Origin of the sequence: Bacillus sp. FSL L8-0099 (assembly GCF_038006385.1) — a bacterium.
GTDB classification, from domain to species: Bacteria; Bacillota; Bacilli; order Bacillales; family Bacillaceae_G; genus Bacillus_A; species Bacillus_A toyonensis.
On record NZ_JBBOVC010000003.1, the window covers coordinates 25,676 to 40,507 of the forward strand.

The 14,832-nt window shown below is 32.9% G+C and carries 6 protein-coding genes, 3 pseudogenes and 2 other annotated features; of the genes and pseudogenes, 3 read left to right on the forward strand and 6 right to left on the reverse strand.

Translation table 11 applies throughout. The features are described 5' to 3' along the window. Positions 1-617: 617 nt before the first annotated feature. On the reverse strand, positions 618-1,784 hold the full coding sequence (locus MHH42_RS29505; protein ID WP_000755607.1) for an MFS transporter: 1,167 nt from the start codon (positions 1,782-1,784) through the stop codon (positions 618-620). 317 nt (positions 1,785-2,101) lie between these two features. On the opposite strand from MHH42_RS29505, the gene MHH42_RS29510 reads away from it, so the two are divergent. Both MHH42_RS29510 and MHH42_RS32500 read left to right on the forward strand, forming a co-directional pair. After that, the gene (locus tag MHH42_RS29510; protein WP_215589695.1) at positions 2,102-2,968 is read left to right on the forward strand and encodes a LysR family transcriptional regulator; all 867 of its coding nucleotides are present in this window, start codon (positions 2,102-2,104) and stop codon (positions 2,966-2,968) included. A 21-nt stretch (positions 2,969-2,989) separates the two neighbouring features. Further along, a pseudogene (locus MHH42_RS32500) lies at positions 2,990-3,115 on the forward strand (5-aminolevulinate synthase); the annotation flags it as partial. 54 nt (positions 3,116-3,169) lie between these two features. On the opposite strand, the gene xerS reads toward MHH42_RS32500, so the two are convergent. From xerS to brnQ, 4 genes and pseudogenes are all read right to left on the reverse strand, one after another. Further along, positions 3,170-4,243, reverse strand: coding sequence for a tyrosine recombinase XerS (gene xerS / locus MHH42_RS29515; RefSeq protein ID WP_097838401.1), 1,074 nt, complete (start codon positions 4,241-4,243; stop codon positions 3,170-3,172). A 1,216-nt stretch (positions 4,244-5,459) separates the two neighbouring features. After that, the gene (locus MHH42_RS29520) at positions 5,460-8,057 is read right to left on the reverse strand and encodes an immunoglobulin-like domain-containing protein (RefSeq protein ID WP_445286061.1); all 2,598 of its coding nucleotides are present in this window, start codon (positions 8,055-8,057) and stop codon (positions 5,460-5,462) included. A 533-nt stretch (positions 8,058-8,590) separates the two neighbouring features. Beyond that, positions 8,591-8,758, reverse strand: a pseudogene (locus tag MHH42_RS29525) (IS6 family transposase); the annotation flags it as partial. 315 nt (positions 8,759-9,073) lie between these two features. Continuing rightward, the gene (gene brnQ / locus MHH42_RS29530) at positions 9,074-10,429 is read right to left on the reverse strand and encodes a branched-chain amino acid transport system II carrier protein (RefSeq protein ID WP_340895145.1); all 1,356 of its coding nucleotides are present in this window, start codon (positions 10,427-10,429) and stop codon (positions 9,074-9,076) included. 276 nt (positions 10,430-10,705) lie between these two features. Further along, positions 10,706-10,957, reverse strand: a binding site (T-box leader). A gap of 50 nt (positions 10,958-11,007) precedes the next feature. Then, positions 11,008-11,268, reverse strand: a binding site (T-box leader). 200 nt (positions 11,269-11,468) lie between these two features. Between brnQ and MHH42_RS29535 the strand changes: the two are divergent. Beyond that, positions 11,469-11,868 (forward strand): annotated as a pseudogene (locus MHH42_RS29535) (DUF1878 family protein). 579 nt (positions 11,869-12,447) lie between these two features. On the opposite strand, the gene MHH42_RS29540 reads toward MHH42_RS29535, so the two are convergent. Further along, on the reverse strand, positions 12,448-14,805 hold the full coding sequence (locus MHH42_RS29540; protein WP_340895148.1) for a discoidin domain-containing protein: 2,358 nt from the start codon (positions 14,803-14,805) through the stop codon (positions 12,448-12,450). Positions 14,806-14,832 lie beyond the last annotated feature (27 nt).

Sequence of the window (14,832 nt, forward strand, 5' to 3'; positions counted from 1 at the left end):
TCTTGCAAGTTTTTTTATAATAGAAAATAATGCTACAAATAATAAAGAACATGTCAGTTTATATTTTAAGCCCAAATATAATTAATAATGAATCATGTAGCAAAAGAAAAGGGATACAAAAAGGGCTTAGAAGAGATCCAAGATAAAAAATTGAGAGATTAGCATATAGTATATAGAAATTGCTTAACAAAACCGGCTGAAAACAGTGGATTTCTTTTTAAGTACCTCAATAACTTGAAGTAGGCCTTTAAGTTGTTGTGCATGTATTTGTATTGGTTTGTTGTTTAAAACCTGATACATACGAATCTGAGGATCTGTTTTTTTAGGGTGACTGGATAAAATATTGAATTTAATATAAAAACGGTATTAATTTACAAAAATGACAGAATAAAAATATTATTTCAGATGAATATGAAATAATAGAGGAATGATAGAAATATAAATTGTTTAACCTAAATATCTAATAAAAGAAAATATTAAATAACTAGCTATATAAAAGATGGTATTACTATTTTAAGAAGACGGTTTTAAAAGAACCGCCTTCTTTTTGTTTCTCTATAAAAAGATACAGACTAATTAATGCCATTTCTATGTTTTATAATTGTAATAGACTTATTTTAAACAGCTTTTTTAGTAGTAGCTATGTTAAAGGTATTACTTCTCATGCTATAAAATTGTAGGCCTAATGAAATAATCATAGAAATTATCGCGAAGTAGATTAGAGCCATAGTCCCCATTCCAAGAGAAATTACTACTCCACCTAATGTGGCACCTACTGAACTTCCTAGATAGTTAATTGAACTATTGAGGGCCACAGCTGCACTTCCATGTTTAGGTTGATAGGATAATAAAATATGTTGCTGTGGTGCTCCTGATGCCCATCCCATTGCTCCCCATATGAAAAATGGTAAGTACTTTATAATTGTTAGATTAATCATTATCGGAATACATACAATTGAGACAGTTAAAATAATTAAAATAAGAGCCATTAAAGTTTTTGGTTTTTTGAAGTAATCAATTAAATATCCAATTGTTATACTTCCAAATAATCCACCCAATCCCCAAGCCCATAAATAAATTGTTAAATCACTTGAGTTATCAAGATCTTGTAATAATGGCGATAGATAGGTATATAAACCTAAACTTGAAATACTTGCAAAGAATGTTATTAAAACAGTGATAGTAACTCTTCTATCTAAAAACATTGCAAGTCTTTCTTTCATAGCAGGTGGTGCCGTGACTGGAACATGCGGTAGAAACTTAAGAATACTAATAGCAGCAATTAAACTAAGTAGTACCACAAACCACATTGCGGATTGCCAATCAAACTTGTCTGCAATATAAAGACCTATAGGAACACCTAATACAGTTCCCATACTCATGCCACCGATTGTTAAGCCAAGTGCGCGTCCTTTCTTTTCTACAGGTACTAACATAGTTGAGCCTGCGACAGCTAAAGGAGAAAATAATCCAGCACCAACACCAGCAATTGCCCTTGATATTAAGAATACCGAAAAGTTTGGAGATACTGCAGTTAATGCATTTGCAAGACCAAATATAACTATTGAAGTCAATAGAACTTTTTTGATAGGTTTACCTGCTAAGAGAGAAGCAAACAGTGGAGCAGATATTGCATAACATAATGTAAATATACTTACCGCTTGCCCAACTTGGGATGCACTTTTTTGATAGGTATCACTAATTCCAGGAACCAGTCCAGCAATAATATAAGCATCGAATCCCAAGGCAAACATACCAATAGCTAAAAAAATAACTTTTTTCATAGTTTTGCCACCTTTACATTGTCAAGATTAAAATAAATTATCAATCTTATACACTCTAGTTGCTAGTTTTATACAGATAGAGAATGATTATTAAATCAATATATAACTCTATAATAATTTTATTTTCAATTATAATAATTGAGCTATATATAATTATTGAATAATGCCATAGTAATTAAAAAATCTGCAGATTAAATTAAGGTAAAATAACATTTGATAATCATTACTCGTCTAGCTTCAATATGTTAATATTAGTATACTTAATGACTGGGATTAAATAAAATGAATAATATTAATGCAAGGGATGAATAAAACTCATGAGTATTATTAAGTATGAAATTTTTGAATCAGTAATTAAAACGGGGAGTTTTACAAAGGCTGCTGAAAAATTAAACATGACGCAATCTGCAGTAAGCCATGCAATTTCTAGCTTAGAAAAGGAATTAGGAACGTCTTTATTCCTAAGAACTGGTCGAACAATTACTTTAACTCTTCATGGCACTAAAGCTTATGAGTATATTGGTCAGATATTAAATATAAACCGTAAATTAATAGAGACTAATTTTAATGATGAATTATTGCCTAAAACACTAAAGATTGGGGCCTTTACAAGTGTAAAAAAACATATATTACCTCCAATTATGAAAGAATTTAATAAATTGTATCCGTTTATTGAAATTATAATATTTGAGGGGACTTATGATGAAATTCAAGAATGGGTTATTAATAAAGTAATTGACCTGGGATTTACAATTAACGGGGAATTCGGATGTGAATCCGTTCCATTTTGGGAAGATGAGTTAGTTATAGCAACACCAAATGACTTAAAGGTAATTCCTGAAGATTGCTCTTTAAAGGATTTCTTTGATCAAAATAATATCATTATGCCAGCAGCGCCGTACAGAAATCAAGTTGAGAAATTTTTTAATCAGCACAGTATAGAGCCTAAGGTTCATTCATATATAAGTGACTGCAATACAATAGTGAAAATGATTGATTTAGGAATAGGTATTTCTATAGGACCAAAGCTTTTCTTAAAATCATTTGATAATATAAAGATATATGAATTGCCAGATAGACATTATAGAAATATATACATATCTTATAAACATTCTACAGAATTAACACAAGCAGAAGACTATTATGTTCAGGAATTTATAAAAATAGCAAGGAACTTATTTTAAGTTCCTTGCTATTTTTATCCTAATCGTCCAAAATTAATTGTTTTTGAATCGGTTTATTCTATGAATGATGACATTGCACCAATTGAAAAAATCGTTAAACTTGCTAAGAAGTATAACGTATTAACATTCCATAAGATACCCCAATACTATAATGAATACTACATTGAATTTAAAATCTCTAGTAAATTGCTAAACTTTGTATCATTTATCTTTCCCTATTCTTCCTAAGCTATCTTTAATAGTTGTTTCTCCAAGTTGTGTGTATAATAAGGCCGTATCTTGACTAGTATGCCCAAGTTGCTGCATGACTTGTAACGAGTCTTTTTCTTCCATGTATAGCTTATTTGCCAGTGTGTGTCTTAATTTATGAGGAGACATTTTTTTGCCATAGGCCTTCGTATATTTTTCTACTATATCCTGGATAGCTCTAACTGAAAGAGGCTGTGCAGTATGTTTATACTTCGATAAAAACACATTTTTTAATTCTTTCCCTGGAGCGTATTTGTTATCTCTAATTTCCATATACTTTTCAATATCATTCAATGCAATGGGGGTAATCCATACTGAATCTTCTTTATTTCCTTTTCGGATCACATCAATTAGTCTTTCTTTTAAGTTTATATCTTCCATACGAAGATCGGCCAATTCGCTTACACGAATACCACTACCAAGAAAAAGGGAAAGGATAGCTACATCACGATCTTTATCTCTTAGGAAATAGAACAACTGGTGTTTTGTTAAAGATTTTTCATGTTCGTACTTAACGTAATTCAAAAATTCTTGATCGTCATTATTATGAAATATCTTAGATCTCATACGTTTTGCACGGGCATTTAATGTTTCTTTATCTTTATGTATTTCTATTTTAGCCATTACATTTCTATAAAAATAACATTCTCCCTCATCATTTTCTGATAGGGAGGTAAGGTACTTAAATAAAGACTTTAAGGCCGAAATTTTTCTGTTAACAGAGGAATTCTGCATGTTTTGTTGTAGTTTTAGAAACCTTATAAAGTTCTCAACATCTTTTTTCTTTAAATTTTCCAAATCAGAGAAGGATATGTCTTTAATGGGTTTCAATTCAATAATTTGTTCAGATAATAACCAATTAAAGAAGACTCTAAAATCATATACATAATTCAGTAGGGTGGAGGGAGAGGCATCATGCAATTCTTTGTACTCCACAAATTCTTCTATGTAAAAGGGCATTTCATTTAGATTTTCGTATAATTTCTTACGATGTACGGATTTTTGACGTTGCTTGCTGTAATCCATAAAAATCACCTCATATATACTATAACAGAAAAAACACACGAACACAAGTTCGCGTGAAATTCAATTTTTACACAGACTTATTTACATAATTAAATTATGGGTGCCAGAATATACCCGAAATTGAATAATCATTGTATTAAAAATTATAGATAACTATTTCATAAATTAAAATTACATTATAAAACTAGTAGAAAAATCACATGTGAATGTAGATAAAATAAAGGATTCTTCATACAAAAATCAATATGTGGAAACAGTTTAAAAGTTGTTATCAAATATGAATTGGTTATTTTAATCATGATTATGAGGAGTTAATTAGATTAACATAAGAAAAAATCTTATAAATTAAAATGTAATTTACTATAAAAATTATTAATGAGTAACTCAGCGTTTAATAATTTTTATGTAAAGTATGGATTATATAGGCATATATCAATGCGCTAAGATTAATGGAATTGAGCTCAAATCCCCTAAATACTGTATTAGAGTTTTATATAAATGCACTATTGTTCGTAAAAACGGTATTTCGTGCGAAGTTTTGAAGTGTTTGTTTTTGCCTCTTTATAAATGCATCATTCACTTCCCTTTCGTCATTATGAATATCTTTTAGTTTCAGATACATTCAACTATACACATTAATATCGATTACATGGTTGTTTCTAAGACATAGCCAGTATATTTGCTTTTCCTAGCTTGATGGATGTGTGAGTAATCTTAGTTGTATAAATGATAGTAAAAACAAAAGTTTCTGTAGCATATATGAAACAGTTGGTTTTATGGTGAATATTTTCAAGGCTACAGTAAACTAAGATAAAACATATCCTAAGAATTTTTCAACGAATACATAAAAGATTGTTACATGATAGAACCGATTAAGTTTGAAAATAATTTGGCGCATTACGTCTCAATAATACAACACTACTTTTGTTTTTGATATGATATTTTTTTATTTCAAATGACTGCCTATAAGATTTCTTATGTAAACTAATTATTAGTAAGTGAAATAGAATAAGCGCCCTCTTATTCTAGAAGTGTCCGGCAATACAAATTTCCCTACTCTTATGACACAAAAGTACTTACTGTGTTTGTGTATAGATAAAGACTACTCTACTTTTGAAGGTTTAAAATTTGGTGATTAATTCCTATCCCCTGAAATTGATAAAAAGACATCTTCATTATTCAAAGATGTCTTTTTATTCACTGCACTGAGTTGCAATTATTTTAGTACCTTTCTAAATTTGCGACCAAAAGTAAGTACCATACCTGCAAAAACCATCAATATGCCCATTGCTGCACTGTTGTTTGTACTTGTACCCGTTTTAGGAAGCTCTTTGTATGTATCTTCTTTTTTATCAGAAGTACTATTGTTTGAGATATTACTGTTACCATTACCGTTGTTGGTATTGTTATTATCAGAATCATTATTGTTGCCTGAACCATTATTTCCGTTACCATTGTCTTTATCTTTCACAACTACTTTTTGTATTGTAGTCACCTCATTGCCACCGGAGTCACGAACAAGGAATTTTACTTTGTAAGTACCAGTTTTAGATGTATCTACTTCACCAAAATGTATTACTTTATCAGTAATAGCGCCATCTTCTTTATCAATCGCTTTAATCCTCGACATTGGGTCAAATTTATCTCCAGCTGTTATTATAGCTTCTTCTGGTACAGTTAACTCTGGCTCTTGATCTTCAACAGTTTTTTCTTTTTCTTTAACTGTCACAGTTTGTGTTTGAGTTGCCAAATGACCTGAAGAATCTTTAACTGTGTAAGTTAAAACATACGTACCTGGTTTAGTAGTATCTACTTTACCGTCAACTGTTACTTTATCAGTAAGGTCTCCGTCTTCTTTATCAGTAGCAGACAATCCTGCCATTGGGTCAAACGTATCACCTACATGTAACGTAGCTGTAAATGGTACTTTTAACATCGGAGCTTGGTTTTCCGATGGTTTTTCTGCCGCTTTAACAATTACAGTACGTAATTTAATTACTCGATGACCTTTAGAATCCTCAATAACATACTGAATTTTGTAGGTACCTTCTTTATCAATACCTTGGTCTCCGCTATATGTTATTTTAGAAGTGATATCACCATCTTCTTTATCAGTAGCACTTACATCTTTCATTGGATTAAATTTATCTCCTTCAGTAATTGTAGTTTCTGAAGGTACTTTTAGTACTGGCGTTTCATCTTTTGTTTCTTCTTTCTCTTTAACCATTACTGTTTGTTTTGCAGTTACTTTATGACCTTTAGAGTCTTTAACTGTGTAAGTTAAAACATACGTACCTAGTTTAGTAGTATCTACTTTACCGTCAACTGTTACTTTATCAGTAAGGTCTCCGTCTTCTTTATCAGTAGCGGCTACTCCTACCATTGGGGCGAATGAATCGCCTACATTAATTGTTGCTCCAACAGGTACTGTTAAATTCGGTTCCATATCTGGAGTTTGTTCGTTTTCTTCTACAATTACAGGTTTAGAATCAATTGCTTCCCAAATAGGAGCGGCTAAAAGTGGATAATTCAAATTTTCTATTTTTTGTCTTGTTTCTGGTGTAGCAATTAGTCCCCATTTATCAAAGAATGGAAGTAAATTTTTCTGTGTAACTTTAGAAGTGTTATAAATGAAATCCTGTATTTTCTCGTCACTGCTTTTAGGAAGTTCTTCGTTCGGGATTGCACGGTATAATTGATGTAATTTCGGATAAAATTCTTCTCCAAAAGCTAAGTCTAATTGCCAAAACATGACCAATTTCACAAAAACATCATCAATTTTATTATAGTCTTTTTCGGATTGAGGCTTATTTAAATAAGTAAATGCTTTGTCATATGTTCCACTTTCTAATCTCGATTTATTTCCAAAAGCTCGTTGTACGGACATACTATAAATGTTTACGGTAACTTCTCCCAATCCATCCCATGTCCAAGGAAGTTGTTGCCTTTGATGACCAGCTTCATGCCAAGGTCCCCATCCGTTTTCTGTAAAGTCTTTCACGTTTAGTACATGCTGAATCGCATCTCCGATATACGCTGTTCTACCATAATACGAATACATATAACCAGTTGAGTGATTATCTTCCACAAAGTGCACATAATGCTTATCTGATTCTTTTTCAGATAAACCAGAAACCCGATCTTGAATGCTAATAGATTCATCTAATTTTTTTAAGAGTTGTACAGGATCTGTGTTAGAATCTATTAAATATTTTTTCACTCTTGCAGGACTTGCGGTTATGAGTACCCGCTCTCCTTTTAGTTCCACCGCATGGGTATCAGGATATTTATCTAGCATGTCTACTAAATCTTGTTGTGTATGTTTTCCTAACTCAAACAGAGGGGTAGTTGTTCCACCTGTTTTTATCTCCGTCTTTACTGTTCCGCCTTGTTGTGGGTTATAGAAATAAATCATTCCGCCATTTGGAGATTCAATTGTATTTTCTCCTGGTTTTAAAGTAAACGACTTTACGAGCGAATCTTGATTCCATGCACCATCGTATGAGAATGTTCCTATATAGGCTTGAATATTTTGTGTTCCTTCTACTTGAATTATGATTTTTTCGTTGGGACTTGCATATAGTCCAGTTGGTTCATAGGGGCTAAACTTAAATTGTCGTCGATCAATTGCTCTAATTTTTTCTGGATCTCCTTTACCTTCGACATACAAAACACGTGCAGCTGATACTTGTGTTTCAGCTGCAACTTTTGTTATTTCTGTTATTCCTCCCATAAATGGAGAAGCAAGTACATTCATTGCTATTAATGTTTTGATTGCGATCCCTTGATGCCTTGGTCGGGTATCTTTTTTCATTCGTTATCACAAACCTTTCCGTAGTTTTACAAATTTTATAGTTCAATACATATTAATACGTTTTATATAAACATTTTCAAATTAGTGAAATATAAGATATAAGTATAAATTGAGGAATCGGCCAGGGCCTCTTCATACTTGGTACAAGCTAAAAACAAAGAAATAAGGTGAGTGCAGGTCACCTTTTGTTTTGAGTAGTAGGGATTTGTATGCCAAAACATAATTACCATTAACGATAAAGAAAATTCCGAAAAATATCTTTTTACAACGTTTTTTTATGGTTTATTTCCCACTTTTTTGTCACTTTGAGTTTAACATCCACTACAAAATATGACAATTAAAATATGACAATTTTCGTTAAATATCGACAAAAAATCCCTTCATCACATCTTTTGATTGGATGAAGAAATAAACAAATATAGTAATTCTTTTAAGGGTTCTGGTGCAAAAATAAAATAATAGAGAATAAAGTGCGTATATCCCTAACAGAATTGTATTTTATGCACCAGTCCAAAAAATTGATGAATGAATTCTTACTGATTTTGAACGGACTGGTCTCGTAAATCAATCTGTTCTTTTTTGATCATATGCATGGCTTCAGCACCACTCAATATAGAAGTTGATTTGGATTCCAACATAGAACGCATGCGTTTCTTAATAAAACGATGTTCTTGTTCCACTATATTATTGAGATATCTTACTTACCTTAGTTGTATACCTTCAAACATATATAACCGGCTCCTTAACATGCAAGGTATCGGTTGTTTTGTGTCTAAATGTACAATTTTCTTTTTTTGATATGGTGACCCCATGCCTATCAAGCTAAGGTTTTGAAGTATTCCCATAACGGAAATTTCATCTTTTCATAGTTTCCATAGGAATTTAGCTCGTTTTTTTCGTTTTGGGGAAGAATGTATTTCTTAAGTTGTTTCGATTAGTTAATTTATTAATTAAAATAGTATGAAATGTGACTCTTATATAAGATAATTGTTGAACAGTTAAATTCCAAATGGTAGTTAATTGTTAATATTATTTTTTATATCATATTCGCTTTGATAAGAATAATCATTTTTTAAGATTCCCCATAAATAGCCAATAAAAGCCCCACAGATTGCAGGTAAAATCCAGCCAAGGCCTATTTCATATAGTGGAATAAAATCATAAAGGTTTTCGATAAAATTCATTTCAATTTTGCTTTGTTTTAAGCCATCAACGATACTAATCAAAGCTGTTCCAGTCAAACTGCCTACATAAACAGATGAGTATCCTTTAAAATATTTATGAAAAAAGGACAAAATAATTAAAACAATAGTTAAGGGATAAATGATAGTTAATATTGGAACAGAAATCAAGATAATTTGATTTAGACCCAAGTTAGCAAGAATCATACTAATAAAACAAAGAATCCCAACCCATTTTTTATAATTAAAAAGCGGTATAATTCTAGAAAAGTATTGACTACAAGAAGTGATAAGCCCAATGGATGTTGTTAAACAAGCAAGAGTAAATACTAATCCTAATAGAACATTACCTAAATTTCCAAATAAGCGAGTAGTTATAGTAGTTAAAATAAGTCCACCATTTCCTGATGAATTCAGTAAAGACTGGCTAGTAGCTCCTAAATGCCCTAACATCATATAAATAATTCCTAAACATACTCCTGCAATTATTCCTGTTCTAATGGTTATACGTGTTATCTTTTGTGAATCATGGATACCTCTTTTCTCAATGGCAGCAATAACAACGCTCCCAAAAAGAAGAGCAGATAAAGCATCCATTGTTAAATAGCCATCTATAATTCCTTTAAATACGGCGTTATGTTCATATGTTTGAGAAGGTATTCCATATCCTCCAACTGGATGAAATAGACTTTGAATAAATATAATTGTAATGATTCCGAGTATAATTGGAGTTAAAATTTTGCCTACCCTATCAAATAGTTTAGAAGGATTTAGACATAGCCAAAAATTAAAAGAGAAATAAAAAATAGTATATATAAAAAGTGATATACCCTGGGTAGTTAACTCATTAGGAAGAAATGGAACAGCTCCCATTTCAAATGCTACACTCCCGGCACGCGGAATAACTAAGAACGGACCTAGGCATAAGTAAGTTGTAATTGTGAAGAAAATTGAAAATTTGGGATGTACACGGTTGGTTAAAGTTTGTAAGTTTCCAGATTTAGCAATAGCGGTTACGCCCAATATTGGTAGACCAACTGATGTAATAAGGAATCCAATCATCCCCTCCCAAATATTTGTTCCAGCTGCATGTCCTAAGGCAGGGGGAAAGATCAGGTTACCAGCTCCGAAAAATAAAGCAAATAACATAAAACCAATATATAAGTTATCCTTCATTGAAAAATCTTTCATTTTTTGTTCCTCCTGTTGTTATCATTTTAATTTCTATAACTTTTTTAAACCTTTTAATTTTTAAATAGAAAAATCTCACCCCCACAATCAAATATGAAAAATATGTTTGATTGCTGAGGCGAGATTATCGCGGTACCACTCAACTTCTCTACTTCCTTACGGTAAATAGACTCAACAAGTCATATGACCTTTGTTCAATAACAAGAACCAAATCGTTGTATTTTAATGGATACAAAAAGCCCCAACATTTGATTGATTCTTGAAAAATCAATCAAATGTTGGGGCGAAATTATCGCAGTACCACCCAGCTTCTCTATTTCCTCACGGTAAATAGACTCAATAAGTCATATAACTATAGTTCGATAACGAGAACCAAACCGTTGCTTTCTACTGGATACCATTTTTACTCTTTCAAAAGCAAAGCTCCGAGACTACCTTCAAAGAGTTCTAATATTCGTTCTCTCAGCCAATGGAACGAATCTCTGTGCATTAGAATTCTCTTTTACTCCTTCTTTTCAACGCCATTATTTATTCAATTCATATAAAAAGCCCCAATATTTGATTCCTAAAAAATCAAATATTGGGGCGAGGTTATCGCGGTACCACCCAATTCCCCTATTTTCCTTACGGAAAAGAGGCTTAATAAGTTTAACCAATAAAGTTAGACTTAGGTCTGTTAACGAGACCAACCGTTACATACTAATTTAGTCATTAAATAACTATTTCACAAGTAAAGCTCCAAGGCTACCTTCAATGATTCGATCGTTACCACCCTTTCAGCCTTGGGGCAGCTCTCTAATACGCTCTAAATCATCTACTCTCCTCTTCATCGCAGATAAATATTTTATAATTAGAAAATTAAGACTCAACTCAAAGTTGTTAAACGTATTATAGGTCTTTGTTATTTTAATTGTCAACGTTTAAAAAAATTTTTTATAGCAAGATTTATCATTTCAGTATTAATATCATAAGTATTTGTATTTCAATTTATAAATTGTTATGATAAACTGGTTAATTTAGGGAAATAAAGGAGGGCAATATGGATTTAATCAAAGAAGTGACTTTATTAAGATATCAATTTAGACTTATGCAAAGTATGATTCAGTCAAATGAATTCCCATTTTATAGATTATGAATTTGAAGAAGAACAAGTAAATGCTTTAAGAAAAATTTTAATTGCATTTCATGATCGATTAACTAGAGAGGAAGTTTCGATTTTTGCCCGAAATGATCATTTATTTTCTAAATTTAAACTTCCTTTAGATATGCTATACAGCCTAGAAAAGCCTAATTTAGATGAGTTTAAACTATATATCACTAAGATTTTTCATCAAGAATTTGAATTGAAATACTTGTTATTAAGTTTAAAAAAACAATGTATTTTTGTGAATGTCTGTGATTATCTTTTAGAGCAATTACAAATTAGTAATAACGTTTGATTATGTAAATAAAAAGCCCCTTCAGATATTCTAAAGGAACTTTAATAGGATTCTAGATAGATTGAACGTTGATAACATTCATCATGCAAATATATAAAGATAACAGAAATGGTAATTAAACGGCTATATGAGGCACTGCTACATCACTATAAAGCTAAGGTTCTGCACTATCTATAAAGCAAAAAAGGCGTCATCCTTTCTGTATATCTTTACAAAAAGAATAACGCTTTCTATGAATTATGCATATAAATTCATCTTAAGTTGATACTAATGCGGCTGTGCCCCATTAGTCATACATTATATTTTATTAACCTAAAAAAAACCGCGGAAAAAGTAAATCATAAACTAAAAATCTACCTTTTCTTTGGTCTTTTTCTATTTTCCTTATTACGATTCAAAACTTGTGAGTATGTGATAATGAGATATTAAACTTGTTAATTATTTGCTATCAAACTTGTTATATTGTTCATGATTGGTTTATATTTTTGTAGATATGTTTATACTACATTTCAAGTAATTCAATAGAGTGATTTCTCTTAAAACCACAAGGGATTTCAGCTTTCTTATATCGTCTTTATATTATTGAGTCGAACGTTCAATATTCAACTCAGCAACTGAGGCATAGCCGCCATGACCGCTAGTCGCTGTTAACTTAACATATTTTGCCGAGACTGCAGGAAAGGATGTGTTCTTCACTGTTTTATCATCCGCCCACGTTCCGGAAACTGCATTCGTAAATGTAATGCCATCTGTGCTTGTAGAAATGGTATATCCCGTAATAACACCGTTGGAACTGCTATCTTGCCTTGGCAGATACCTTAATTTCGCAATACTGTAAGTACCTCCAAGATTAATTGTTACGGACTGAGGTAGATTGGCCATTGGAGACCATTCAGTATGCCAAATCGACGAACTGTCACCGTCCAGCGCTTTGCTTGCCTCATTATCGCTATGCTGGCTAGTTGCGGTTGCTGTCATTTGTGATTGCGGTATGTCATTAGGACCAGGAACTACAGGAACATAATTGTTATTTCTCGTTACAGTAAAACCTTGAGACGCGTCTATTGTATCCGTATTCGTATACATATTGGATAAAGTTATCTCTTTGGTTACCCCACTCTGTGCAAACGTATTTCCTGCTATTTTTACATTTTTTGAACCTTGGGCATTGATCTGCAATCCGCCTTCCTGAGCGATGTTATTGGTAAAGTTGAATCCGTTGATGCTGCCGGCATAGATTGAAGTGGTGCCCCCCGTCTTATAAAATGTATTGCCACTAATACTAACGTTGCTGTGCACCGTCTTATCAGGGTTCGTAGAAGGCGCGCTTGGTTCAATACTTATGACAGAATTTCCTGTATTATTGAACGTATTATTACTTATGGTCACGTTCCTGACCATACCTGATTCATACCAGCTATTGGCATCATCAGCTATCAAAATTGCGCTCATTTCCGTTCTATTGAATGTATTATGATCAATTAAAACGTTCCCACGAGTTGTCACCAGAATGCCCCTTGTAGCAATGGACTCAAAAGTGGAACCGGTAATAGTAACATTCGGATTCCAAGTTGCGTTTTCCACAAAGTAAGAATTAGCGGTTACAGAGCTTGGAACATTTTGATCAAGTGTAAGAAGAATATTGTAATCGTCCACCCGCGTCACACCGGTTACCACAGCGCTGCCGGCGGATAACAGAGTAGACCCATTGATAAAATCAATACTATCGTTAACCGCAAAAGCATCGAATCCCCAGCTCTGGGAATGCTTGAATTGTACCTTTAACTGGTTAGGTGCCGGTTTATCGACAATCTGCAGATGTGTACCGTGAACATTGATCGGATCATCATGTGCACCAAAGAAATTGGAATTGTTAACCGTTATCTGACCTTTACAACCGGAAATTTGCATAAAATCAGCCATTGATGCATTAGTTCGCCCACCGCCCGATTTTGGCGCAAAATTCAATTGATCAAAAGTAAGGTTCTCACTATACTGGCCTACAATTCCTAGCCCAGGAGCCGCATAGAAGTTTACTCCTGTCCACATTATATCCTTACTTCTGTAAATAAATGCACCTTCTTCTTTACGAGAGTCATTTCTAAGTTGATAGGTGTGTCCGACGGTTAGGTTCGGGGCGCTGCTGTAAGTAAACCTTAATTTCCTATTGCCCATATCTTGAACACTGGACGCACTTGCAATAGGATTCGAAACTCTCCATGTTTTGTTTGTTGCAGGATCGAACTCCTGCACTTGAGTAGTATTGGCGTATCCTCTTGCTACCCAATTGTCTGTCGGAATACCATTATTATCAACTTCACCTGTCCATTGGAGCTTATTATTTACAATCTTATACAATGAATCCGGATGAACATTCATTTCAATATAATTGCTGCCAACCGCAGCCACCGTCATTTCAGACATAACTGGCCGTTTGAAATCAAAGTTAATGCTTTTCATATTCACATTTGTAGCATGGTCAAATACAATAGGTGTCATCACGCCATGGAACATCAGTGTTGAATCATTTCCCCGGATCGTTAAATCGCTGATGTTCTTAAACAAAAGCCCAACCTTCCTCCACCCGCCTGGCGTTTCAGATTCTGTCGTTGTATTGGAAATATAATACTGAGCATCGATGGCCGATGAATCTTTAAAATGATAAGTAGCCTTTGGAAAATCCAATATAACCGGTTTAGCAGCGGTTTTAGCAGCTGCAATAGCTTCATTTACTGCCGGCCCCGCATCATCCCCGGAGTAGTTGACGGTTATTACAGAATAATTTACTCCATTAATCGTTTCCGTCGTTTGAGTGTAATTGGTTAAAGCAGCAGCTTTCCCCGGTATCTGAACAATCAATGTGAATACAAATGCGCAGATAGAAAATAATAAAAGCTTTGAGATTGAAAATATTTTAATTTGAAGATTTGTCATCATACTTTTTTTCACCCGTTCTTTCTTTAT